Genomic DNA, 22,322 nt, shown 5'->3' with positions numbered 1-22,322 from the left:
TTCTGTCAATAGAGAAATAAAGATCTGTCATGCCGGCCATGGCTATGATCCGCCCCGTTTTTTCTTAGCCGGGAGAGCCACATGGCCATGGATGTAGTCGATTTCGAGATCAAGGGTGCCGAGATGCAGTTCGTCGAGGTCGAACTGGACCCCGGCGAGGCGGCCATCGGCGAGGCCGGCTCGATGATGTTCATGGACGCCGGCATCGCCATGGACACCGTGTTCGGCGATGGCTCGGCCAACCAGGGCGGTGGCTTCTTCGGCAAGCTGCTGGGCGCGGGCAAGCGCCTCGTCACGGGTGAATCGCTGTTCACGACGGTCTACACGAACAACGGCGCGGGCAAGCTGCGCGTGGCCTTTGCCGCGCCCTATCCGGGCAAGATCCTGCCGATGGATCTGCGCCAGCTGGGCGGCACGCTGATCTGCCAGAAGGACGCCTTCCTGTGCGCCGCGCGTGGCGTGTCGCTGGGCATCGCCATCCAGCAGAAGCTGTCCACCGGCTTCTTCGGCGGCGAGGGCTTCATCATGCAGAAGCTCGAAGGCGACGGCCTGGCCTTCGTGCACGCCGGCGGCACCGTCGTGCGCCGCACGCTGCAGCCTGGGCAGACGCTGCTGGTGGACACCGGCTGTGTGGTGGCCTACACGCCCAACGTGAACTTCGAGATCCAGTACGTCGGCAAGATCAAGACGGCGCTGTTCGGCGGTGAGGGCCTGTTCCTGGCCAAGCTGACCGGCCCGGGGGAGATCTGGCTTCAGAGCCTGCCGTTCTCGCGCCTGGCATCGCGCATCTTCGCGGCGGCGCCGCAGACCGGCGGCGGTGGCCGTGAAGAGGGCTCGGTTCTGGGTGGTTTTGCCGGCGCCGGGCTGCTGGGCGGCATCCTGGGCGGCAGCGACGACTGAGCACCCCCGGTAAACTGGCACGGTGAGGGCGGCAGCTGCCGCCCTTTCTGCTTTTTGAGGACTCGGAATGTTTCGTTGCGGCTTCATGGCCCTGTTGATGTCGGCCGGTCTGGCCAGTGCCCAGCCGGCGCGCCCGCCGGTCTTCGTGCTCAATTCGCTGGACGCCGACATCGCCGTCGTCGACCCCGTCAGCTTCACCGTCGTCAAGCGCATCCCGACGGGCAAGGAGCCGCACCACCTCTACCTGTCGCCGGACGAGAAGTCACTGATCGTCGCCAACGCGCTGGGCGATTCGCTGACCTTCGTCGACCCACACACGGCAGAAGTGCAGCGCGTGGTGCGCGGCATTTCCGACCCCTACCACCTGCGCTTCTCGCCGGACATGAAGTGGCTCGTCACCGCGTCCAACCGGCTGGACCGCGTCGACCTCTACCGCTGGCAGGGCAGCGTGGCGACCGAGCCGTTGCAGCTCGTCAAGCGCATCCCGGCGCCCAAGACGCCTAGCCACCTGAACATCGACAGCAAGAGCACGACGCTCTATGTCAGCCTGCAGGACAGCGACGAGCTGCTGGCCATCGACCTGGCCACACAGGCTGTCAAGTGGAAAACGCCGGTCGGCAAGATGCCGGCCGACATCTACCTGACGCCCGACGATCGCTTCGTGCTCATCGGCCTGACGGGCGACAAGTTCGTCGAGGTCTGGGACGTCAGCGGCGCAAGCCCGAAGCTGGCGCGGCGCATCCAGACCGGCGCGGGCGCGCATTCGTTCCGCGCCTGGGGCGACAAGCGCCACGTGCTGGTGTCCAACCGCGCCGCCAACACCATCAGCAAGATCGACCTGGCCACGCTGACCGTCGTCGACCAATACCCCGCTCCGGCCGGGCCGGACGACATGGAGCTGCTGACCGACGGCAAGACGCTGCTCGTCACGTCGCGCTGGGCCGGCAAGGTCACGCAGATCGACACGACGACACGCAAGGTCGTGCGCCAGGTCAAGGTGGGCAAGTCGCCGCACGGGATCTGGACGCTGGATCACCAGCCGCGGTTATGAAAGCGCTTGTCCTGCTGCTGGCCGCGAGTGCGGCGGCAGCCCAGCCGGCTTGCGACAGGCCGGTCTACCTCACCTTCGACACCGGCCACATGGGCGTCGCGCCGCTCATTGCGCAGACGCTGAAGAAGCACAACGCCAAGGTGACCTTCTTCCTCGCCAGCGAGCCCACGCAGACCGGCGGCACGACGCTAGACGAGACCTGGGCACCGTGGTGGCGCGAGCGCGCGGCCGAGGGGCATGACTTCGGCTCCCATACCTGGGACCACGACGTCTTCCTCGAAGACATCCTCGATGCCGACGGCAAGGTCACGCGCTTCAAGGTCCGCACCCAGGCCGGTGTGAATCCGCCCGTCGTGCGCGAGCTGTCGGCCGAGCAGTACTGCGCCAGCCTGAAGAAGGTAGGTGACCGCTTCACGGCGATGACGGGCAAGCCGCTGGCGCCCCTCTTCCGCGCGCCGGCGGGCCGCACGTCGGCCGCTCTGCTGAGCACGGCCAAGGCCTGCGGCTTCAGCCATGTGGGCTGGGCCCGCGCGGGCTTTCTGGGCGATGAGCTGCCCAGCGGCCCCCACCCGAACGCACAGCTGCTGGAGAAGGCGCTGCGCGACGTGAAGGCCGGCGACATCCTCATCGCCCACCTTGGCATCTGGGAGCGCCAGGAGCCCTGGGCGCCAGCCGTTCTAGAGCCGCTGATGACCGGCCTGGAGCAGCGCGGCCTGTGCTTTGCGCCGCTGCGCGATCATCCGCGCTACGCATCCTTGTTCAAGAAGCCGTGATCGACTGGATCTCCAACACCTTCGACAGCGTGCAGCTCGCGCTGTACGAGAGCGTTGTGCAGCCGCTGGTGTTCGGGTTGGGCTTTGGCAACCTGCTGGAAGACGCATTCGATGCGACCGGCTGGCTGCTGCTGGGCCTGATGCAGATCGCTTTCATCCTGCTTGGCATCCGTGTGCTGGAGCATCGTTGGCCCGTCGAGCCGGTGACCGACCACGCGGCCGTGCGCACCGACGTCGTCTACACGCTGATCCACCGCCTGGGCCTGGTGCGCCTGGCGATGTTCTTCGCCATCGACCCGCTGTGGGACAGCATGTCCAGCGGGCTGCGCCTGGCCGGCCTGTCGACCTGGCAGCTCGATGGCCTGTGGCCTGGCGTGACCGATATCGGCTGGGTCAGCCTGCTGCTCTATCTGGTTGTCTTCGACTTTGTCGGCTACTGGCTGCACCGCGCCCAGCACCAGTTCAACTGGTGGTGGGCCTTGCACAGCCTGCACCACAGCCAGCGCCAGATGACGATGTGGAGCGACAACCGCAGCCATCTGCTGGACGACGTGATCATGGGCACTGCCTTCGCGCTGCTGGCTCGCTTCATCGGCGTGGAGCCGGGGCAGTTCGTCGCCATCACCGTCATCACGCAGCTGCACGAGAGCCTGCAGCATGCGAATGCGCGCATCAGCTTCGGCCTGATCGGCGAGCGGCTGCTGGTCAGCCCGCGCTTTCACCGCCTGCACCACAGCATCGGCATCGGCCATGAATCCGGCGGCCGCGGCACGCTGGGCGGCCACAACTTCGGCGTGCTGCTGCCGGTCTGGGACCTGCTGTTCCGCACCCATTGCTTCGACAACCGCTTCGACCCCACCGGCGTGCGCGACCAACTGCCCGACGAGGGCGGCCGCGACTACGGCGAGGGCTTCTGGCGCCAGCAGTGGCTGGGGTTGGTGCGCCTCGCCACGTCCTACCGAAAGGCCAACTGATGCAAGGTCTCGCCGACTCCTTCTGGCGCGCCGCCGCCTACTGCCTGCACCCGCGCGTGATCGGCCTGTCGCTGCTGCCGCTGCTCATCTGCGGCGTGCTGGTATTCAGCTTCATGTTCTTCTTCTGGGAAGGGTCCATCGCCAGCGTGCGCGCCACGCTGGAGAGCTGGAAGCTCATCGAGAGCCTGCTGCACTGGCTGGACTCCTACGGCCTGCAGGCCTTCCGCAGTGCGCTGGCGGCCATCGTCGTGCTGGCTGGCGTGCTGCCCGTCGTCATCCTGCTGAGCTTTCTGCTGGTGGCGCTGTGCATGACGCCCGCCATCGTGCGTCTTGTCGCCGAGCGGCGCTTTCCGCTGCTGGAGAAGAAGCGCGGCGGCACGCTGGCGCAGAGCGTTGCGGCCTCGCTGGGCGCCACGCTACTGGCCCTGGTACTCATCCTGTTGTCGATACCGCTGTGGCTGATCCCGCCGCTGGTGATGGTGCTGCCGCCGCTGATCTGGGGCTGGCTGACCTACCGCGTCTTCGGCTTCGACGTGCTGGCCGAACATGCCTCCGCCGAGGAGCGCCGCGCGCTGCTGAAGGAGCACCGTACGCCCATGCTGGCCATGGGTGTCATCTGCGGCTACCTCGGCGCGGCGCCCTCGTTGATCTGGGCCTTCAGCGCGATGGCGGTCATCTTGGCGCCCTTCCTCGTGCTGCTGGCCATCTGGCTCTACACGCTGGTGTTTGCCTTCTCGACGGCCTGGTTCACGCACTACGCGCTCGCGGCCCTGCAGGCGCGGCGGGCCAACGAGCCGGCCGTCATCTCCGAAGTTCTGCTGGACGCCTGAAACCATGCAAGTCGGCCTGATCATCATTGGCGACGAGATCCTGTCCGGCAAGCGCCGTGACTCGCATCTGGCCAGGTTCATCGAACTGCTGTCCGAGCGCGGCATGCAGCTCGCCTGGGCCCAGTACCTGGGTGACGACCGCGAGCTGTTGACGGCCAAGCTGAGCGAAGCTTTTGCCAGTGGCGACCTGATCGTCAGCTGCGGCGGTATTGGTGCCACGCCGGATGACCACACCCGCCAGTCCGCCGCCGCCGCCTTGGGCCGGCCGCTCGCGCTGCACCCCGAGGCGCGCGAGCTGATCTGGCAGCGCATCCAGCAAATGGCGGCCGAGCAAGGCAAGGCGATCACACCCGATGAGCCCGACAGCCTGCGCCGCTTCGAGATGGGCGTCTTCCCCGAAGGCGCGGGCATCATCCCCAACCCCTTCAACAAGATCCCGGGCTTCTTCGTCGGCAACGTGCACTTCGTGCCGGGCTTCCCGGTGATGGCCCATCCGATGATGGCCTGGGTGCTGGACCGCTTCCCGCAGCTGCACCGCAAGCTCGGCGTCATCGAACGCTCGCTGATCGTGCAGGGCGCGATGGAGGCCAGCCTCACGCCGCTGATGGAAGCCGTCGAGGCTGAGTTCGCCGGCATCAAGGTGTTCAGCCTGCCGAGCGTCGACCACCCGCAATGGGGGCGTTGCATCGAGCTGGGCGTCAAAGGCGAGGCCGACCAGCTCGACCCGGCCTACGATGCACTCAAACGGGGCGTTGTCCAATTTGGTGCGTCAATAAGCACAGAGCTGGTGCGATAGAACTCCAGCGGTAACCAACCCCCAACGATAATGTTGAGAGCAGCCAAGCCGCAACCCATGTCGGTGCAGTGGCATGCAAACTGCTTTGCTTTCCCCCGTGGCTGCGAGTGCATGTGTGTTCGCAGCGGCAAACCAACCCCCTCGATCCCGTAGGAGCAATTGATGGCCAAGACCGTCGCCGATGTGATGACCCTTGTGAAGGAAAACGAAGTCAAGTTCGTCGACTTCCGCTTCACTGATACCCGTGGCAAGGAACAGCACGTCACCGTGCCGGTGTCCCATTTCGATGAAGACAAGTTCACGTCGGGCCATGCCTTCGACGGCTCCTCGATCGCCGGCTGGAAGGGCATCGAAGCATCGGACATGCTTCTCATCCCCGATCCCAACACCGCCAACATCGACCCCTTCTTCGAAGAGCCGACGCTGATCCTGACCTGCGACGTCATCGACCCGACCGATGGCAAGGCCTATGAGCGCGACCCGCGTTCGCTGGCCAAGCGCGCCGAGGCCTACCTCAAGAGCAGCGGCCTGGGCGACACCGCCTACTTCGGCCCGGAACCCGAATTCTTCGTGTTCGACAGCGTGCGCTGGGGCAACGACATGGCCGGCTCGTTCTTCAAGATCGAATCGGAAGAAGGCGCCTGGAATTCCTCCAAGGAATACGAGCACGGCAACAGCGGCTACCGCCCCACCGTCAAGGGTGGCTACTTCCCCGTTCCCCCGGTCGACAGCGGCCAGGACATGCGCTCGGAGATGTGCCTGATCCTCGAGCAGTGCGGCATCCCCGTCGAAGTTCACCACCACGAAGTGGCGAACGCCGGCCAGATGGAAATCGGCACGCGCTTCAGCTCGCTGGTCGAGCGCGCTGACTGGACGCAGCTGCAGAAGTACATCGTCGCCAACGTCGCCCATGCCTACGGCAAGACCGCGACCTTCATGCCCAAGCCCCTGGTTGGCGACAACGGCTCCGGCATGCACGTTCACCAGTCGGTCTGGAAGGACGGCAAGAACCTGTTCGCCGGCGACGGCTATGCCGGCCTGAGCGACTTCGCGCTGTACTACATCGGCGGCATCATCAAGCACGCCCGCGCGCTGAACGCCATCACCAACCCGGGTACGAACTCGTACAAGCGTCTGGTGCCTGGTTTCGAAGCCCCGGTCAAGCTGGCCTACTCGGCCAAGAACCGCTCGGCCTCGATCCGCATCCCCTACGTGGCCAACCCCAAGGGCCGCCGCGTCGAAGCGCGCTTCCCGGATCCTTCCGCCAACCCCTATCTGTGCTTCGCCGCACTGCTGATGGCGGGTCTGGACGGCGTGGAAAACAAGATCCATCCGGGCGAAGCCGCCACGAAGGACCTGTACCACCTGCCGCCGGAAGAAGACGCGAAGATCCCGACCGTCTGCCACAGCCTGGACCAGGCCCTGGACTATCTGGACAAGGACCGTGCCTTCCTGACCAAGGGTGGCGTGTTCACCGACAGCTACATCGACGCCTACATCGACCTGAAGATGCAGGAAGTGACGCGCTTCCGCATGGCCACTCACCCGGTCGAGTTCGACATGTACTACGCGCTGTGATTGCCATGGGCAGCCTCAACGCTGCCTTGGTCATCCCCAGCAAAGGGGGCCGCTGCTGCGGCCCCTTTTTCATGGCCGTGTCTGATTCACAATCCGGCCATGCTGAATCGACTGCTGGCACCGTTGTTCGTCCTGGCCAGCCTGGGCGCGCAGGCGCAGGGCACGGTCTACCGCTGCCCCGGACCGCCGGTGCTCTACACCGACGCGCTGTCCGCCAAGGAAGCGCACGAGAAGGGTTGCCGGACCATCGAGGGCACGCCCATCACCGTCGTGCAGTCGCCCAGGCCGCGCACGGGCGCGGCGGCGTCGGCGTCTGCGGAGTCGCGTGGTGCTGAGAGCCGCGTCGAGGCCGGCCAGCAGCGGGTGCGCGACGACGAGCGCCGCCGCGTGCTGCAGAACGAGTTGCGCCAGGCCGAGGAACGCCTGGGCAACGCGCAGCGCGAGTTCGCTGCCGGCCAGGAGCGCCGCGGTGACGAGCGCAACTACCAGAAGTACCTCGACCGCATGGCCGAGCTCAAGGACAACATCGGCCGCCACGAGGCCGACGTCCAGGCCCTCAAGCGAGAGATCGCCAAACTTCCCTCCTGAGGCGCACGGCGCTGCGGGAGTTCCCAAGCGCCATGACTGATACCTCCCTGTTGCCGGCCGAGTTCTCCGGCCTGGACCTGCTTGCGACCATGGTCGTTGTCGTCAGTGCCGACGGCGAATGCCTGTTTGCCAACGCCGCCTTCGAGAACGCCATGCGGCTGTCGCGCCGCGCCGTGCAGAAATCGCAGTTGCCCGACTGGTTCGACGACTCCCAGCGCCTGGTCGAGACGCTGGGCGGCGTGGCCGCCAACCACTACTCCAGCAGCCGCTTCGACGCCGTGCTGCGCCGGGGCGCCTGGGCCCACGAAGACGGCCTGCCCGTGCATGTCATCGTGTCCCAGATGGACCCGGCCGACGACGGCGGGCCGCGTGTGCTCGTCGAGCTCATCGAGATCGCCCAGCTGGCCCGCCAGGACCGCGACGAGCGCAACCTCGACCAGGTGCAGGCCACCAAGGAGCTGACCCGCAACCTCGCCCACGAGATCAAGAACCCGCTCGGTGGCATCCGCGGCGCGGCCCAGTTGCTGGCGCTGGAGCTGCAGGAGGGTGACCCTGAGCTGACCGAATACACGCAGGTCATCGTCCACGAGGTGGACCGGCTGCAAAGCCTGGTGGACCGCCTGCTCGCACCGCATCGCAAGGCGCAGGTCGTCGGCGACGTCAACATCCACGAAATCTGCGAGCGGGTCCGGGCGCTGGTGCTCATCGAACATCCCAAGGGCCTGGACGTCGCGCGCGACTACGACACCTCGCTGCCCGACTTCCGCGGTGACCGCGAGCAGCTGATCCAGATGACGCTGAACATCGTGCAGAACGCCGCCCAGGTGCTCGGCGCGCGCATTGCTGCGGGCGACGCGCAGATCGTGCTGCGCACGCGGGTCGCCCGGCAAGTAACCGTTGGCAAGCAGCGCTGGCGCTTGGCACTGGAATTGCATATTGAGGACAACGGTCCCGGCGTCCCCGCCGAGATCCGGGATCGCATCTTCTTCCCCCTGGTCTCGGGGCGGGACGGCGGCTCGGGCCTCGGACTCACGCTTGCACAGACGATTGCGCAGCAACACCAGGGCATGATCGATTGTGAAAGCGAGCCGGGCCTGACGAATTTCCGAATCACGCTGCCGTTGCCCTAACTCACAAGGTGAGTGGCGCGGCCGAGGAACCTCATGAAATCCATCTGGGTTGTTGACGACGACCACTCGATCCGCTTCGTGCTCGAGAAGGCCCTGGCCCGCGAGGGGCTGCCGGTGCGCAGCTTCAGCAATGCGCGCGACATGCTCGCCGCGCTGGAGGACGATTCACCGCAGGTGCTGGTGTCCGACATCCGCATGCCCGGCGGCTCGGGCCTGGAGCTGCTGGCCAAGGTCAAGGCGCGCCTGCCGGCGCTGCCGGTCATCATCATGACCGCCTACTCCGACCTGGACAGCGCCGTGTCGGCCTTCCAGGGCGGGGCGTTTGAGTACCTGCCCAAGCCCTTCGACCTGCCCCGTGCCGTCGAGCTGATCCGCCGCGCCCAGGAAGAAAGCCAGCGTGAGGCTGGCGAGCAGGAAGCCTCCGCGCAAGTGCCCGAGATGCTGGGCCAGGCGCCGGCCATGCAGGACGTGTTCCGCGCGATTGGCCGGTTATCACAGAGCAACGTCACCGTGATGATCACGGGCGAGAGCGGCTCGGGCAAGGAGCTGGTGGCGCGCGCGCTGCACAAGCACAGCCCGCGCGGCGAAGGCCCGTTCGTGGCGATCAACACGGCGGCGATTCCGAAGGACCTGCTGGAGAGCGAACTCTTCGGCCACGAGCGCGGCGCCTTCACCGGCGCGCAGGCCTCGCGGCGAGGCCGCTTCGAGCAGGCCGACGGCGGCACGCTCTTCCTGGATGAAATCGGCGACATGCCCTTCGAGCTGCAGACGCGGCTGCTGCGCGTGCTGTCCGACGGCCAGTTCTACCGCGTCGGTGGCCACAGCCCGATGCGCAGCAATGTGCGCGTCATCGCCGCCACCCACCAGAACCTGGAAGAGCGCGTGCGCCAGGGCGTGTTCCGCGAGGACTTGTTCCACCGCCTCAACGTCATCCGGCTGCGCCTGCCGCCGCTGCGCGAGCGCAAGGAGGACATCGCCTCGCTGGCCCGGCACTTCCTGCAACGCAGCGCGACCGAGCTGGGCGTCGAGCCCAAGCGCCTGTCAGATGCGGCACTGGTCGTGCTGACCAACTTCGAGTTCCCCGGCAACGTGCGCCAGCTGGAGAACATCTGCCACTGGCTCAGCGTCATGGCGCCCAGCCAGACCGTCGAGCCGAAGGACCTGCCCGACGAGATTCAGCCCGGCTATGTCGCCGCGCCGTCGCCCGGCCAGGTGACCCACGCGCTGCCCACCGTGGCCACCGCCGCCGCGCCGGTCGCCGCCGCACCGGCCAGCACCAGCAGCGGCGAAGGCTGGCTGGCCGACATGGCCGCCGACGCCCGCACCCGCCTGCTGGCCGGCGAGCCCGACGTGTGGGACGCGCTGACCAAGCGCTTCGAGGCCCAGCTCATCCTGACCGCCCTCGACATCACCCGCGGCCGCCGTATCGAGGCCGCGCAGAAGCTCGGCATCGGGCGCAACACGATCACGCGGAAGATTCAAGAGCTGGGGCTGGATGTTTGACTTGTGACTTGGCCTAGGCCGCTCTCCTGCTTCGCGTTGTATTGGGCTTCTTCGTCGCGGGCGACCTTCGGTGGAGATGCCGGGATGCGGGTGCGCGCACTTGCGTAGGTAAAGGAGGAGGGCCGCGCAGCGGCCCGGGGGACACGGAGCAAGTGCGCGTACCCGTGTCCCGGCTTAGCCCGCTATTCGCACATGGCATCGAGGCCTTGCGGAGGTGTCGCGAATCAATGCGCAGAGCCTTGGGGCAAGCACACTTGCTCAAACATCGAGCGGCGCATCACGTCAAACGGCAAGGTGCGCCCCGCTGGGAAGCGTTGGGGTTCATCAAGCAATCCTTGTTGATACGCGACCCTGGGAGCAGCGTGCCCCAGGCCCGCTGACAGACTCGCCTGCAACCGACAACCTGGCCGTGCGCCGGTGCCGACGGCGCGTTTGACTACGCGGCCTGATGCGGTTGTCGCTGCGGGGCAGGCGCCCTGTCCGACCCGCAGGGAAGGGCTGGACCCCTAGGCTTAAACAGGGACCTGCACAGGCCAGCTTCGACCAATTTCGTTCGACGCGGCAATCCGCAGGCAAGACGCCATGCACACGCTTTACAGCTTCCTGAAATCTCGCATGGGTCTGATGCCCCTGCTGTTGGCCGCGTTTGTCGCCGGCTGCGGTGGCGGGGTCGATCCCATCCTCGGCACCCCCAGCGCCGGCATGGTGCCCAGCGTCTCGGCCACATTGCCAGCAGCCGCCACACCGTCGGTGACCAGCGTGGCGACCAACACCCGGGTGACCGCTACCTTCAGCGAGCCGATGACGAGTGCCTCGCTCACCGGCGCCTTCACGCTCGCCTGCCCCGCAGGCACGCCGGTCAGCGCAGCGGTCTCATACGACGCAGCGACCCGTACCGCCACGCTCACGCCGGCGGCAGTCCTCCCGGCGCGCACGCTGTGCGTGGCCACCGTCAGCACCGCCGCGCAGGACGCGACGGGCGTCGCGCTGGCCGCCAACTTTGTGTGGTCGTTCACCACCGGCAGCCCGCCCGAGACGACCCGGCCGACGGTCTTGCTGACCGTACCGGCTCTCGGTGCCGTCAACGTGGCCAACAACACCAAGGTCACCGCCGCGTTCAGTGAAGACATGAACCCGGCGACGATCTCGGGCACCAGCTTCAGCGTGACGAACACCACCCTCGGTGCCGCAGTGGCGGGGACGGTGACCTATTCGGCAGCAGCGCGCACGGCGACCTTCACGCCGACCGCCGGTACGCTGGCGAACAACAGCCTCTTCACCGCGACCGTCACCTCGGCCGCGACCGACGTGACCGGCAACGGCCTGGCCGGCAACACCGCCGTGCTGCCCAACGCGGGCAACCATGTGTGGACCTTCACCACGTCGGCGGCCGGTGACAGCACCGCACCGACGGTCACCACGATCAGCCCGCTGGACGCCAGCACAGACTGTCTCACCAAGAGCGTCGGCGCGACCTTCAGCGAGGCCATGGACGCGGCCACCATCACCGCCAGCAGCTTCGTCGTGACCGACAACGGCGTCGCCGTCGCGGGCAATGTCAGCTACGACGCCGCCACTCGCGTCGCCACCTTCGTGCCGACCAATGCAGCCGGCTTCGCGGCGAGCAAGTCCTTCGTCGTCACGGTGAAGTCGGGCGCCACTGGCGTGAAGGACCTGGCCGGCAACCCACTCGCTGCCGACAGGACGTGGGGCTTCGTGACCGGCACACAGGCCTGCACAGCCGGCGTGAATCTGCGCAGCGCCGCATCGTTCGGCAGCTTCGGCGGTGCCGCCGGTGTCACCAACCAGGGCATCAATACCGTCGTCAACGGCAATATGGGAACCACCGCAGCCTGCACGCTGATCACCGGCTTCCATGACGGCGCCAACGTCTACACCGAGACGCCGCTGAACATCGGTGCCGTCAATGGCAGCGTCTTCTGCGCGCCGCCCGCACCCGGGACGGCGTCCAGCATGGCTGTCGCGACCCAAGCCCTGGCCGACGCGCAAACCGCCTACAACGAACTGGCCGCCAAGCCCGCAGGCAGCGACCCGGGCGCTGGCCAGCTCGGCGGCCTGACGCTGCTGCCGGCGGTCTACACCGCTGCGGGGGGCACCTTCGCCATCACCACCGGCGACCTGGTGCTCGATGCCCAGGGCGATGCCAACGCGGTGTGGGTGTTCCAGAGCGCGGCGGCCCTGACCGTGGGTCTGCCCGCCACACCGCGCCGCGTGACGCTGATCAACGGCGCCCAGGCCAGGAATGTGTTCTGGCAGGTCGGCAGCGCAGCACGCATCGAAGCCGGCAGCACGATGGTGGGCACCATCATCGCGCCGGCCGGCGTGACGGTCTCGACCGCCGGCCAGACGATTCAAACCACCCTGATCGGGCGCGCCCTTGGCCTGACGGCTTCGGTGACGCTGGTCAACACCACCATCGTCGCGCCTTGAGCGATCAGCAGAACCGAAAGCATCAGATGAAAAACTTCAACACATTGCGCCTGATCGGTCTGGCCGGGCTCAGCTCGCTCATCGCGGCGTCATCCTTCGCTCAGGAAAGTGGTTATGCCTATGGCGGACTTTCGGTGGGTCAATCGCGCGCCAGGATCGACGAAGAGCGCATCAGCGCAGGCCTGCTCGGCGCGGGCTTCACCTCAACATCGATGACGCGTGACGAGAAGTCCGACGCCTACCGGCTCTTTGGCGGCTACCAGTTCAATCGCTACTTCGCCGTCGAGAGCGGCTACTTCAGTCTCGGCAAGTTCGGCTTCAACTCCACCACCGTGCCGGCGGGCACGCTCAGCGGCCAGGTCAAGCTGCAGGGCTGGAACCTCGACCTGGTCGGCACGCTGCCGATCACCGAACGCTTCTCGGCCATCGCCCGCCTGGGGGTGCAGAGCGCGCTGGCGCGTGACAGGTTCAGCAGCACGGGTGCGGTGAGCCTGCTCAACCCCAACCCGAGCAAGCGCGAGGCCAACCACAAGTTCGGTGTCGGCCTGCAATACGAGTTCAGCCGTGCCCTGTTCGTGCGTGGAGAAGCCGAGCGCTACCGCATCAACGACGCGGTGGGCAACCATGGCGGCGTCAATGTCGTCTCGCTCAGCCTGGTGCTGCCGTTCGGCCGCGCACCGGAGTCCACGCGGCGCGTGGCGATGGCGGCGCCGGCCTACGTGGCACCCATGCCGGCGCCTGCTCCAGCACCGGCGCCCGTCGTCGCTGCCGCGCCAGTCGCACCCATCGTGGCGACCCCGCCGGTGCGCCAGCGAGTCAGCTTCTCGGCCGACTCCCTGTTCGGCTTCGACCAGTCGACGGTGCGCCCCGAAGGCAAGGCCGAGCTGGACACCTTTGCACGCGATGTGGGCGCCACCGAGTTCGACATGATCCGTGTTGAAGGCCACACCGACCGACTCGGCTCGGCTGCATACAACCAGAAGCTGTCGACGCGCCGTGCCGAAGCGGTACGCGACTATCTCGTCACCTCGGGCCGCATCCCGGCGGGCAAGGTCTCGGCGGTGGGCATGGGCGAAACGGCACCGGTCACGAAGCCGGGAGATTGCAAGGGCAACAAGCCGACCAAAGCACTCATCGCCTGCCTCCAGCCAGACCGCCGTGTTGATGTCGAGGCCACTGGCACGCGTTGAACAACGCTCAGCCCAGCTCGTCCTGACTGCGCTGGACATCACCCGCAGCCGCCGCATCGAAGCCGCGCAGAAGCTCGGCATCGGGCGCAACACGATCACGCGGAAGATTCAGGAGTTGGGGTTGGACGTCTGAGGTTGATCCCACCTGCTGGTGGGCTGGGGTTCGAGCGGTTCTCGGTGCGCCACGGCAAGGCCCGGCTTTCGGACCGGCTCTGATGCTCCCGGTCGCCGCAACGGCGCCGCAACGGCCTCTGAAGACACTGCGAGGCACGTGCGCAATGGTTGCGTGCGGCGCTGCTGGAGATCCCATGTCCATCACCCTCGCTTGTCCGATCAAGAGTCCCCTCGTCGGCGTCGTGTGCGCCGCGCTTCTTGCCCTCAGCGGCACGGCCCACGCGGTCGCTGTCAGTGGGCAAGGCACCTGGGAAACCACGCTGCAAGCACGCGATCTCGACGGAAATCTCGGCACAGCCGAGGCTTACTACGACACGACGCTCAACATCACCTGGCTGAGGGACACCCTCTACGCCTACACCGGCGGCTTTTACGACACGGGTGGCTACCTGAACGGGGACACGGCGTTGTCCTGGGCGGCGGGGCTGGATGCGTATGGCAGCGGCATCACGGGCTGGCGTCTGCCAACGACGGTTCCTGTGAACTGCGGCCCCGACCCTTACTACAACTGTTCCAAGACGGACCTGCGCGGGGAAATGGCGTCGATGTACTTCACGACGCTGGGCAATCTGAGCATGTACGACCCGGCGACAGGTGCGGACGTCTCACCGCCCGGCTGGGGCTTGAGCAACACCGGGCCCTTTGTCAACCTTGCCCAGAACAACTACTGGTCGTCGACGCCGGACGCGGACTTCAACGACAACGTCTTGTGGGCGTTCGAGTTCTTCAGGGGACAGCAGTACTCCGCCCTGGATACCTATCTGGCCTACGCCTGGGCTGTTCACGATGGCGATGTGGGCGTTTCGCTTTCCCCCATCCCGGAGCCCGGCACCTGGGCGCTGTGGTCGGCGGGCCTGCTGGGCGTGGTGACGAGCTGGCGCCGGCGCGCAGCGCGGTAGGCCTAATTTCCGCTGACGCGAAGCCCGATCAGCACCACCGTCGCCAACCCAAACACCAACGTCAACCCCCGCCAGAACAGCAGCGGATGCCGCTGCTGCAATGGCGTGCGGTCGCGTTTCATGAACTCCGGCCCCGGCGCATGCAGGTCGTGCAGGAACTCCGACAAGGCCTGCTGCCGCCGCGCCGCCTGTGGCTGCAAGGCCTTGCGCAGCACGCGGTCCAGCCACTCGGGCAGGTCGGGGCGGCGGGTGCGCAGCGGCACGTATTGCAGCTTGTGCAGGTCTCGCGCGCCGCGCACCTGGGGCACCTGCAGGCCGTAGGGCAGGGCGCCGGTCAGCATCTGGTAGATCAGCACGGCCAGCGAGAACAGCTCGGCCACGGGTGAGCCGCCTTCGCCGGTGAAGTACTCGGGCGCCGTGTACTGCAGCGTGCCGGCCAGTTCCAGCGCGCGGGCGTCTCCCAGGCCTTCGCTCAAGCCGGCCACATGGGCCGAGGCGAGGTCGATGAGCACCACCGTGCCCTGGCGGTCGATCATCAGGTTCTCGGGCCGCAGGTCCTGGTGCAGCATCTCCTTGCGATGCAAGGCCTGCAGGCCGCGGGCGATCTGGTCGGCGATGCCGCGCACCTCGTCCAGCCCCGGGCGCGGGTGGTCGGTCATCCACTGCGCCAGCGTCTGGCCGTGGATGAATTCGACCGCAGTGAAGAGGTGCTCGCGCTTGCGTTCGGGTGGTGCGGCCTTGATGACGTGCGGGCTGTCGACGCGCCGGGCCACCCATTCCTCGGTAGCGAAACGGTCCAGCTCGCGGGCGTTGCCGGCCAGGTCGGCCGTGGGCAGCTTGAGCGCCCACTCGCGCCCGTCCGCGTCGACGGCCAGCACGACCTGGCTGCGCGCCGTCTGCTGCAGCTCGCGCACGACGCGGTAGCCCTCGAACTCCTGGCGCGGCGCGAGGTGCGGCGGCAGGCGCAGGCCGTCGCGGCTGACGGGCGCGGCGATCTGCGTGGGCAGGGATTCGACGCGCGCCAGCATGACGGTGACGTTGTCCTGGCTGCCGCGCGCCAGCGCTGCGGCCACCAGCGCCTCGGCAGCGGCCTGCATGTCGGCACCATGCGCGGTGAGCGTCTGCTGCACGACCGTGGCATCCAGGAATTCGTAGGCGCCGTCGGTGGCCAGCAGGAAGGTCTCGCCGATCTCGGTGGCCCAGCAGGCGTGGTCGATATCGAGGTGCGAGGTGATGCCCAGCGCGCGGCCGAGGTAGGTCTGGCCGCCGTACAGGCGCACGCGGTGGTCCTGGCTCAGCTGCTCCAGCGCGCCGGCATGCACGCGGTAGACGCGTGTGTCGCCGACGTGCAGCAGGTGCACCTCGCGGCCCTTGAAGACGAGGGCGCTGAAGGTGCAGACATGGCCGCGGTCCTTGTCGAAGCGGCCTTCGCCGCGCTGGCTCTCGGCATGCAGCCAGGCGTTGGTGGCGGCCAGCACGCACTGGGCGGCGCGGCGCACTGTCCAGGCCTCGGAGGTGCCGTAGTAGTCCTCCAGGAAGCCGCGCACGGCGGCGGCGCTGGCGACCTGGCTGACCGGGCTGCTGCTGATGCCGTCGGCAATCGCCAGCGCGATGCCGCGTGAGCGGCGCTGCGCGTCAGTCGGCTGGGCGACGCCGTGGAAGTCCTGGTTCAGCGGCTTGAGGCCGGCCTCGGAGTGCTGGCCGACGGAAAGGCGAAGAGTCATTTGGTTGCTTCGTCGCGTTTCGGGCCGAGCGCCGGGCCGCTCCCAAGCCGGCCCGTCTTGGCGATGTGCTTGCGGCCCAATGCCGCAAGCATCGCCGTCCCCTCGGGGGACCGACCAGACTCGCTCGCGTGCAGCGAAGCGAGGTTGGGCGAGGGGTAATTGACCTCAGCTCAGAACTCGCTTGGGAGCGGTCTTGTAGTGGGTGGAATACAGCGACAGGCCGACGAAGGTCAGGCCGCCGACGAGGTTGCCCACAACGGTGGGAATCTCGTTCCAGATCAGGTAGTCCATGATCGTGAAGTGGCCGCCCAGCATCAGGCCCGAGGGGAACAGGAACATGTTGACGATGCTGTGCTCGAAGCCCATGTAGAAGAACACCATGACCGGCATCCACATGCCGATGGCCTTGCCCGACACGGAGGTGGACATCATCGCCGCAACGACGCCGGTGGATACCATCCAGTTGCACAGCACGCCGCGGATGAAGAGGGTCAGCATGCCGGCCGCGCCGTGGGCCGAGTAGCCCACCGTGCGGCTCTCGCCGATGGTGCCGATCTTCTGGCCGACGATGTTGGGTGCCTCGCTGAAGCCGAAGGTGAAGATGATGGCCATGAAGACGGCCACCGTCAGTGCGCCGGCAAAGTTGCCGAAGAACACCAGCGTCCAGTTGCGGAACACACCACCCCAGGTGGCGCCTGGGCGCTTGTCCAGCACGGCCAGCGGCACCAGCGTGAACACGCCGGTCAGCAGGTCGAAGCCCATCAGGTAGAGCAGGATGAAGCCGACCGGGAACAGCACGGCGCCCAGCAGCGGGTTGCCGGTGTTGACGCTGACGGTCACGGCGAAGGCGGCTGCCAGCGCCAGGATGGCGCCGGCCATGTAGGAGCGGATCAGCGTGTCGCGGGTGGACATCAGCAGCTTGGATTCACCCGAATCCACCATCTTGGTGACGAATTCGGTCGGGACGACGTAGGCCATGAGGTTTGTCTCTCTTCAGTGGTTATGGGCGGATCAGCTCAGTGCAACGAGCACGCGGCCGTCCTGCACCTGGACGGCATGGGCACGCACCGATTGCTCGGGCGCCTCCAGGCATTCGCCGGTGTTGAGGTCGAAATGGTTCTTGTAGAGCGGCGAGGCGACGACGACGCGCTCGCCCAGGTTGCCCACCAGGCCGCGCGACAGCACGCTGGCGCCGGAGCGCGGGTCGATGTTGTCGATGGCGTGGAAGCTGTCACTGCCGACGCGGAAGACGGCGACGTGGCGGCCGTCCACCAGCGCTGCGACGCCGGTGTTGGGCAGGATCTGGTCGACGCTGCAGATGGGGGTGAAGTTCATGTCGGTTCCTTGGTACTGCTCAATCAGGCGGTGGCTTCTTCTTCGCGTTCATCCGTGCGCTCTTCAGCGCGTTCGTCGGCACGTGCAGGTCGGATCTGGCCGCGCTCTTCCACGAAGATGATGTGCTCGTCCGCCTTGTCGCTGTTGACGAAGGAGCGGAAGCGCTGGCGCACTTCGGGCGTGTTGACGGCCGTCTTCCATTCGCACTGGTAGGTGTCCACCACGGCCTGCATCTGCGCTTCCAGCTCGGCACCGAGGCCCAGGCTGTCGTTGATGACGACGTCCTTCAGGTAGTCCAGCCCGCCCTCGAGGTTGTCGCGCCAGGTGCTGGTGCGCTGCAGGCGGTCGGCCGTGCGCACGTAGAACATCAGGAAGCGGTCGATGTACTTGATCAGGTCGGCCTTGGAGAGGTCGCTGGCGATCAGCTCGGCATGGCGCGGCTTCATGCCGCCGTTGCCGGCGACGTAGAGGTTCCAGCCCTTCTCGGTGGCGATGATGCCGACGTCCTTGCCCTGGGCTTCGGCGCATTCCCGCGTGCAGCCGGAGACGCCGAACTTGATCTTGTGCGGCGCGCGCAGGCCCTTGTAGCGGTTCTCGATCTCGACGGCCAGGCCGACCGAGTCGTCCACGCCATAACGGCACCAGGTGCTGCCCACGCAGCTCTTCACCGTGCGCAGCGACTTGCCGTAGGCGTGGCCGCTCTCGAAGCCGGCGGCGATCAGCTCCTCCCAGATGAAGGGCAGCTGCTCCACGCGGGCGCCGAACATGTCGACGCGGGCGCCGCCGGTGATCTTGGTGTACAGGCCGTACTTCTTGGCCACCTGGCCGACGGCGATCAGGCCATCGGGCGTGACCTCGCCACCCGGCATGCGCGGCACGACGGAGTAGCTGCCATCCTTCTGGATGTTGCCGAGGTAGTAGTCGTTGCTGTCCTGCAGCGCGGCCAGCTTGGGCTCCAGCACGAACTCGTTCCAGCAGGACGCGAGGATGCTCGCGGCCGCGGGCTTGCAGATGTCGCAGCCCAGGCCCTTGCCATGCTTGGCCAGCAGGTCGCTGAAGGTCCTGAGGCCGCCCACGCGCACCAGGTGATACAGCTCCTGGCGCGAATGCGGGAAGTGCTCGCAGATATGGTTGTTGACGGCCATGCCGAGCTTGGCCATCTGGAACTTCATCACCTGGGTGACCAGCGGCACGCAGCCGCCGCAGGTGGCGCCGGCCTTGGTGCAGGCCTTGATCTCACCCATGGTCGTGCAGCCCTCGCCGACGGCCGCGCAGATCTGGCCCTTGGTGACGTTGTTGCACGAGCACAGCTGGGCGCTGTCGGGCAGCGCGTCGGGGCCGAGGCCGACCTTGGCCTTGCCGTCGCTGCTGGGCAGGATCAGAAACTCGGGGTCGGCCGGCAGCTTGATGCCGTTGAGCTGCATCTGCTGCAGCGTGCCGTATTCGGCGGCATCGCCCACCAGCACGGCGCCCAGCAGGAACTGGCCGTCCTCGCTGACGACGATCTTCTTGTAGACCTGCTTGCGCTCGTCGACGAACTGGTAGCTGCGGCAGTTGGGCGTCTTGCCGTGGGCGTCGCCGACGCTGGCCACGTCCACGCCCATCAGCTTGAGCTTGGTGGACAGGTCAGCGCCGGGGAAGGCGGCTTCGGCATCACCGGCGATGTGGCGGGCGGCGACGCGGGCCATCTCGTAGCCGGGGGCGACCAGGCCATAGGTCATCTCGTTCCAGGCCGCCACCTCGCCGATGGCGTAGACGTTGCGGTCGCTGGTGCGGCAGTGGTCGTCGATGACGACACCGCCGCGCGGGCCGATGGCCAGCACGCACTGGCGGGGCAGTTCGTCACGCGGGCGGATGCCGGCGGAGAACACGATCATGTCGGTCTCCAGCCAGGTGCCGTCGGCGAACACCATGCGGTGGCGGGCCATCGCGCCGTCGGTGATTTCCAGCGTGTTGCGCCCGGTGTGGACTTGCACGCCGAGGTCTTCGATCTTCTTGCGCAGCACGCGGCCGCCGCCCTCGTCGATCTGCACGGCCATCAGGCGCGGTGCGAACTCGACGACGTGGGTCTGCAGGCCCATGTCGCGCAGCGCCTTGGCGCATTCCAGGCCCAGCAGGCCGCCGCCGATGACGACGCCGGTCTTGGAGACCTTGCCGCTGGCCTGCATGGCTTCCAGGTCTTCGATGGTGCGGTAGACATGGCAGTGCGGGCGGTCGCGGCCCGGCACCGACGGCACGAAGGGGTAGGAGCCCGTGGCCAGCACCAGCTTGTCGTAGTGCACGACCTCGCCGTCGGCCAGCGTGATGGTGTGGTCGCGGCGCTCGATGGCGACGGCCTTGGCGGCCAGGCGCAGCTTGAAGCCGGTCTTCTCGAAGAAGCCTGCGGGGACCAGCGACAAGTCCTCGGCCGACTTGCCAGAAAAGAACTCGGACAGGTGGACGCGGTCATAGGCCGGGCGCGGTTCCTCGCACAGCACCGTCACCTGCACGTCGCTGCCGGTGTGGCTCTCCGCGAGGGATTCGAGGAATTTCTGGCCGACCATTCCGTGGCCGATGAGGACGATGTGCATGGTCTGTTCTTGCGAAGTGGGCATCTGGGGCAGGGCCGCGAACGGCCCGATCGGGAGGCACCAAAAAGAAAGGCCCCGCAAGCAGCGGGCTGCTTAGAACGGGGCCAGTCAATGAGTCGCCAACATTGGCGAAGAATTCGAAGGGGCCGGCGTTTGCCGACCTCTCACGTCAGAGTCATCGCAAGACGCATGCCCGCATGCGCAAATCGTCATTCAGGGGATTGACCGGCCCCATCCCGGGGCCTGGCACTGGTGCGGTGCGATGAAACGCACCGCCAAGGGGCGATTTGCCCCGTCAGCGGGCCGGGCGGTCCAGCATGACTTCCAAACCCTGGGCATTGAGCTCGGCATCCAGCGCCAACCAGTCCGCCGCCTCGGCACCCGCTGGGTGCCCGTGTGCACGCAAACGGGCCAGATAGCCACCCAGCAGGGCAGCCTTGAGCTGCTCGTGGCGATCGGGCGCCGACCGAAGCGACTCGGCCAGCACGACCATCTCGTCCACCTGCTCCAGCATCACCGCGGCCAGGCGCATCACCTCGTCCACGGTGCCGCCGATGCGGCCGTAGTGCGTCACCAGCATGGCCAGCGGCTCGGCGGCCAGCAGGCGAGCGACGGTCGACTTCAACGCTTCGGGCTCGAACTGCACCGGCGTGCTGGTCGGCAATATCCAGGCGCGGCCGTCCACGTCGAAGGCGCGGTAGGACAGGCCGAAGGTGTCGCCGGTGAACCAGCTGCGGCTGCGCTCGTCCCAGATGGCGTGGTGATGTTTGGCGTGGCCGGGCGTGTCGATGAGGCGCAGCGGCCGGCCGGCGAGGTGGATGACCTGCTCGTCATGCGAGGCCTCGGCGCGCTCGGCCGGCACCGGCACCAGCTTGCCGTAGCTGCGCTGCATCTCGGCCTCGCCGTAGACGGTCAGCGCGCTTAAGAACAGCGCCTTGGGGTCCACCATGTGGCGCAGGCCGCGCGGGTGGACGAGGGCGCGGGCGCGGGGCAGGGCGTCCATCAGCAGGCCGACGCCGCCGGCATGGTCGAGATGCACGTGCGTCGGGATGACCCAGTCCACCGCCTCCGTCGTCAGCCCAAGAGCCGTCAGCGCCGCCAGCAGGCGAGGCACCGCATGGTTGGTGCCGGTGTCGATGAAGGCGGCGCGGCCGTTCTCGACCATCAGATAGGCGGCGTCGAAGCGCGGGCGCTGGAAACCGGTGTCGATGGCGTAGATGCCGTGGCCGAGGTCGTCGATGAAATCAAGCATGGGGGCGGGAGAGAGAATCACCGATCACGATAGCCGAAGGAGGCCGCAGTGGCGGTTCACGAGATTCTGAAGATGGGCGACCCGCGCCTGCTGCGCGTGGCCCAGCCGGTGACCGAGTTCGGCACGCCCGAGTTGAAGGCGCTGATCGCCGACATGTTCGAGACCATGGCCGCCGCCAACGGCGCCGGCCTGGCCGCGCCGCAGATCGGTGTCGACCTGCGCCTGGTCATCTTCGGCTACACGACGAATGTGCGTTACCCGGACGCGCCGCCGGTGCCGCCCACCGTGCTGATCAACCCGGTCATCGAAGTGCTGGGCGGCGGCCGCACCGAAGGCTGGGAGGGCTGCCTGTCCGTGCCCGGCCTGCGCGGTGTCGTCGAGCGCGATGAGCGCATCCGCTACACCGGCGTCGACGCCGATGGCCAACCCATAGACCGCATCGCCGACGGCTTCCACGCTCGCGTCGTGCAGCATGAGTGCGACCATCTGGACGGCGTGCTTTACCCGATGCGCGTCACCGACTTCACGCGCTTCGGCTTCACCTCCGTGCTCTTCCCCGAGCTCGATCCCGATGCTGATGACTGAAACACTTGTAAGCGCAGTG

General features: G+C 67.2%; 19 protein-coding genes and 1 pseudogene. 15 read left to right on the top strand and 5 right to left on the bottom strand.

Annotation, left to right across the window (positions count from 1 at the left end):
* The first annotated feature begins 81 nt into the window (after positions 1–81).
* The 14 genes and pseudogenes from ACXRVZ_RS01155 to ACXRVZ_RS01090 all read left to right on the top strand — a co-directional run bounded on the left by ACXRVZ_RS01155 (position 82) and on the right by ACXRVZ_RS01090 (position 14,837).
* On the top strand, positions 82–900 hold the full coding sequence (locus ACXRVZ_RS01155) for a TIGR00266 family protein (RefSeq protein ID WP_458232147.1): 819 nt from the start codon (positions 82–84) through the stop codon (positions 898–900).
* An 85-nt stretch (positions 901–985) separates the two neighbouring features.
* Complete coding sequence (locus tag ACXRVZ_RS01150) at positions 986–1,951, top strand: YVTN family beta-propeller repeat protein (RefSeq protein ID WP_457425357.1); 966 nt, start codon at positions 986–988, stop codon at positions 1,949–1,951.
* Positions 1,948–2,724 (top strand): polysaccharide deacetylase family protein, encoded by a 777-nt coding sequence (locus tag ACXRVZ_RS01145; protein ID WP_457425359.1) that lies wholly within the window; start codon positions 1,948–1,950, stop codon positions 2,722–2,724. The genes ACXRVZ_RS01150 and ACXRVZ_RS01145 overlap by 4 nt, the downstream gene beginning before the upstream one ends.
* The gene (locus tag ACXRVZ_RS01140) at positions 2,724–3,698 is read left to right on the top strand and encodes a sterol desaturase family protein (protein ID WP_457425394.1); all 975 of its coding nucleotides are present in this window, start codon (positions 2,724–2,726) and stop codon (positions 3,696–3,698) included. The genes ACXRVZ_RS01145 and ACXRVZ_RS01140 overlap by 1 nt, the downstream gene beginning before the upstream one ends.
* A complete protein-coding gene (locus ACXRVZ_RS01135) occupies positions 3,698–4,528 on the top strand; it encodes an EI24 domain-containing protein (protein ID WP_457425361.1) in 831 nt (276 codons plus the stop codon). The genes ACXRVZ_RS01140 and ACXRVZ_RS01135 overlap by 1 nt, the downstream gene beginning before the upstream one ends.
* Before the next feature lie 4 nt (positions 4,529–4,532).
* Positions 4,533–5,324: a competence/damage-inducible protein A gene (locus ACXRVZ_RS01130; protein WP_457425363.1), complete on the top strand. Its 792-nt coding sequence runs from the start codon at positions 4,533–4,535 to the stop codon at positions 5,322–5,324.
* Between the two features lie 162 nt (positions 5,325–5,486).
* A complete protein-coding gene (gene glnA, locus ACXRVZ_RS01125; RefSeq protein WP_458232146.1) occupies positions 5,487–6,902 on the top strand; it encodes a type I glutamate--ammonia ligase in 1,416 nt (471 codons plus the stop codon).
* Between the two features lie 99 nt (positions 6,903–7,001).
* Entirely contained in the window at positions 7,002–7,490 is a 489-nt protein-coding gene (locus ACXRVZ_RS01120) for a hypothetical protein (protein ID WP_457425367.1), read from the top strand.
* Positions 7,491–7,522: 32 nt separating this feature from the next.
* Complete coding sequence (glnL, locus tag ACXRVZ_RS01115; RefSeq protein ID WP_457425369.1) at positions 7,523–8,620, top strand: nitrogen regulation protein NR(II); 1,098 nt, start codon at positions 7,523–7,525, stop codon at positions 8,618–8,620.
* Between the two features lie 33 nt (positions 8,621–8,653).
* Positions 8,654–10,123, top strand: a complete 1,470-nt coding sequence (ntrC, locus tag ACXRVZ_RS01110) for a nitrogen regulation protein NR(I) (protein WP_457425371.1) — start codon at positions 8,654–8,656, stop codon at positions 10,121–10,123.
* 582 nt (positions 10,124–10,705) lie between these two features.
* A complete protein-coding gene (locus ACXRVZ_RS01105; RefSeq protein ID WP_457425373.1) occupies positions 10,706–12,574 on the top strand; it encodes an ice-binding family protein in 1,869 nt (622 codons plus the stop codon).
* Between the two features lie 26 nt (positions 12,575–12,600).
* A complete protein-coding gene (locus tag ACXRVZ_RS01100; protein ID WP_457425375.1) occupies positions 12,601–13,764 on the top strand; it encodes an OmpA family protein in 1,164 nt (387 codons plus the stop codon).
* Positions 13,765–13,774: 10 nt separating this feature from the next.
* Positions 13,775–13,897 (top strand): annotated as a pseudogene (locus ACXRVZ_RS01095) (helix-turn-helix domain-containing protein); the annotation flags it as partial.
* Positions 13,898–14,072: 175 nt separating this feature from the next.
* Entirely contained in the window at positions 14,073–14,837 is a 765-nt protein-coding gene (locus tag ACXRVZ_RS01090; RefSeq protein ID WP_457425377.1) for a PEP-CTERM sorting domain-containing protein, read from the top strand.
* 2 nt (positions 14,838–14,839) lie between these two features.
* On the opposite strand, the gene ACXRVZ_RS01085 is transcribed toward ACXRVZ_RS01090, so the two are convergent.
* The 5 genes from ACXRVZ_RS01085 to ACXRVZ_RS01065 form a co-directional block, all read right to left on the bottom strand.
* Complete coding sequence (locus tag ACXRVZ_RS01085; protein ID WP_457425379.1) at positions 14,840–16,561, bottom strand: protein kinase domain-containing protein; 1,722 nt, start codon at positions 16,559–16,561, stop codon at positions 14,840–14,842.
* Positions 16,562–16,726: 165 nt separating this feature from the next.
* Positions 16,727–17,539 (bottom strand): formate/nitrite transporter family protein, encoded by an 813-nt coding sequence (locus tag ACXRVZ_RS01080; RefSeq protein ID WP_457425381.1) that lies wholly within the window; start codon positions 17,537–17,539, stop codon positions 16,727–16,729.
* Between the two features lie 33 nt (positions 17,540–17,572).
* On the bottom strand, positions 17,573–17,896 hold the full coding sequence (gene nirD, locus ACXRVZ_RS01075) for a nitrite reductase small subunit NirD (protein ID WP_457425383.1): 324 nt from the start codon (positions 17,894–17,896) through the stop codon (positions 17,573–17,575).
* Positions 17,897–17,919: 23 nt separating this feature from the next.
* Positions 17,920–20,466, bottom strand: a complete 2,547-nt coding sequence (nirB, locus tag ACXRVZ_RS01070) for a nitrite reductase large subunit NirB (protein ID WP_457425385.1) — start codon at positions 20,464–20,466, stop codon at positions 17,920–17,922.
* 295 nt (positions 20,467–20,761) lie between these two features.
* Positions 20,762–21,718, bottom strand: coding sequence for an MBL fold metallo-hydrolase (locus ACXRVZ_RS01065; RefSeq protein ID WP_457425387.1), 957 nt, complete (start codon positions 21,716–21,718; stop codon positions 20,762–20,764).
* Positions 21,719–21,766: 48 nt separating this feature from the next.
* Here ACXRVZ_RS01065 and def point away from each other — a divergent pair, with 48 nt between their 5' ends.
* Positions 21,767–22,303 carry a peptide deformylase gene (gene def, locus ACXRVZ_RS01060; protein ID WP_457425389.1) on the top strand — a complete coding sequence of 179 codons (537 nt, stop codon included), beginning with the start codon at positions 21,767–21,769 and terminating at the stop codon, positions 22,301–22,303.
* The last annotated feature ends 19 nt before the right edge of the window (positions 22,304–22,322 follow it).

The sequence above is a fragment of the Roseateles sp. P5_E8 genome (assembly GCF_054177665.1).
Note: the sequence above shows the minus strand (reverse complement) of the source record. Positions and strands in the feature narration are given on the sequence as shown.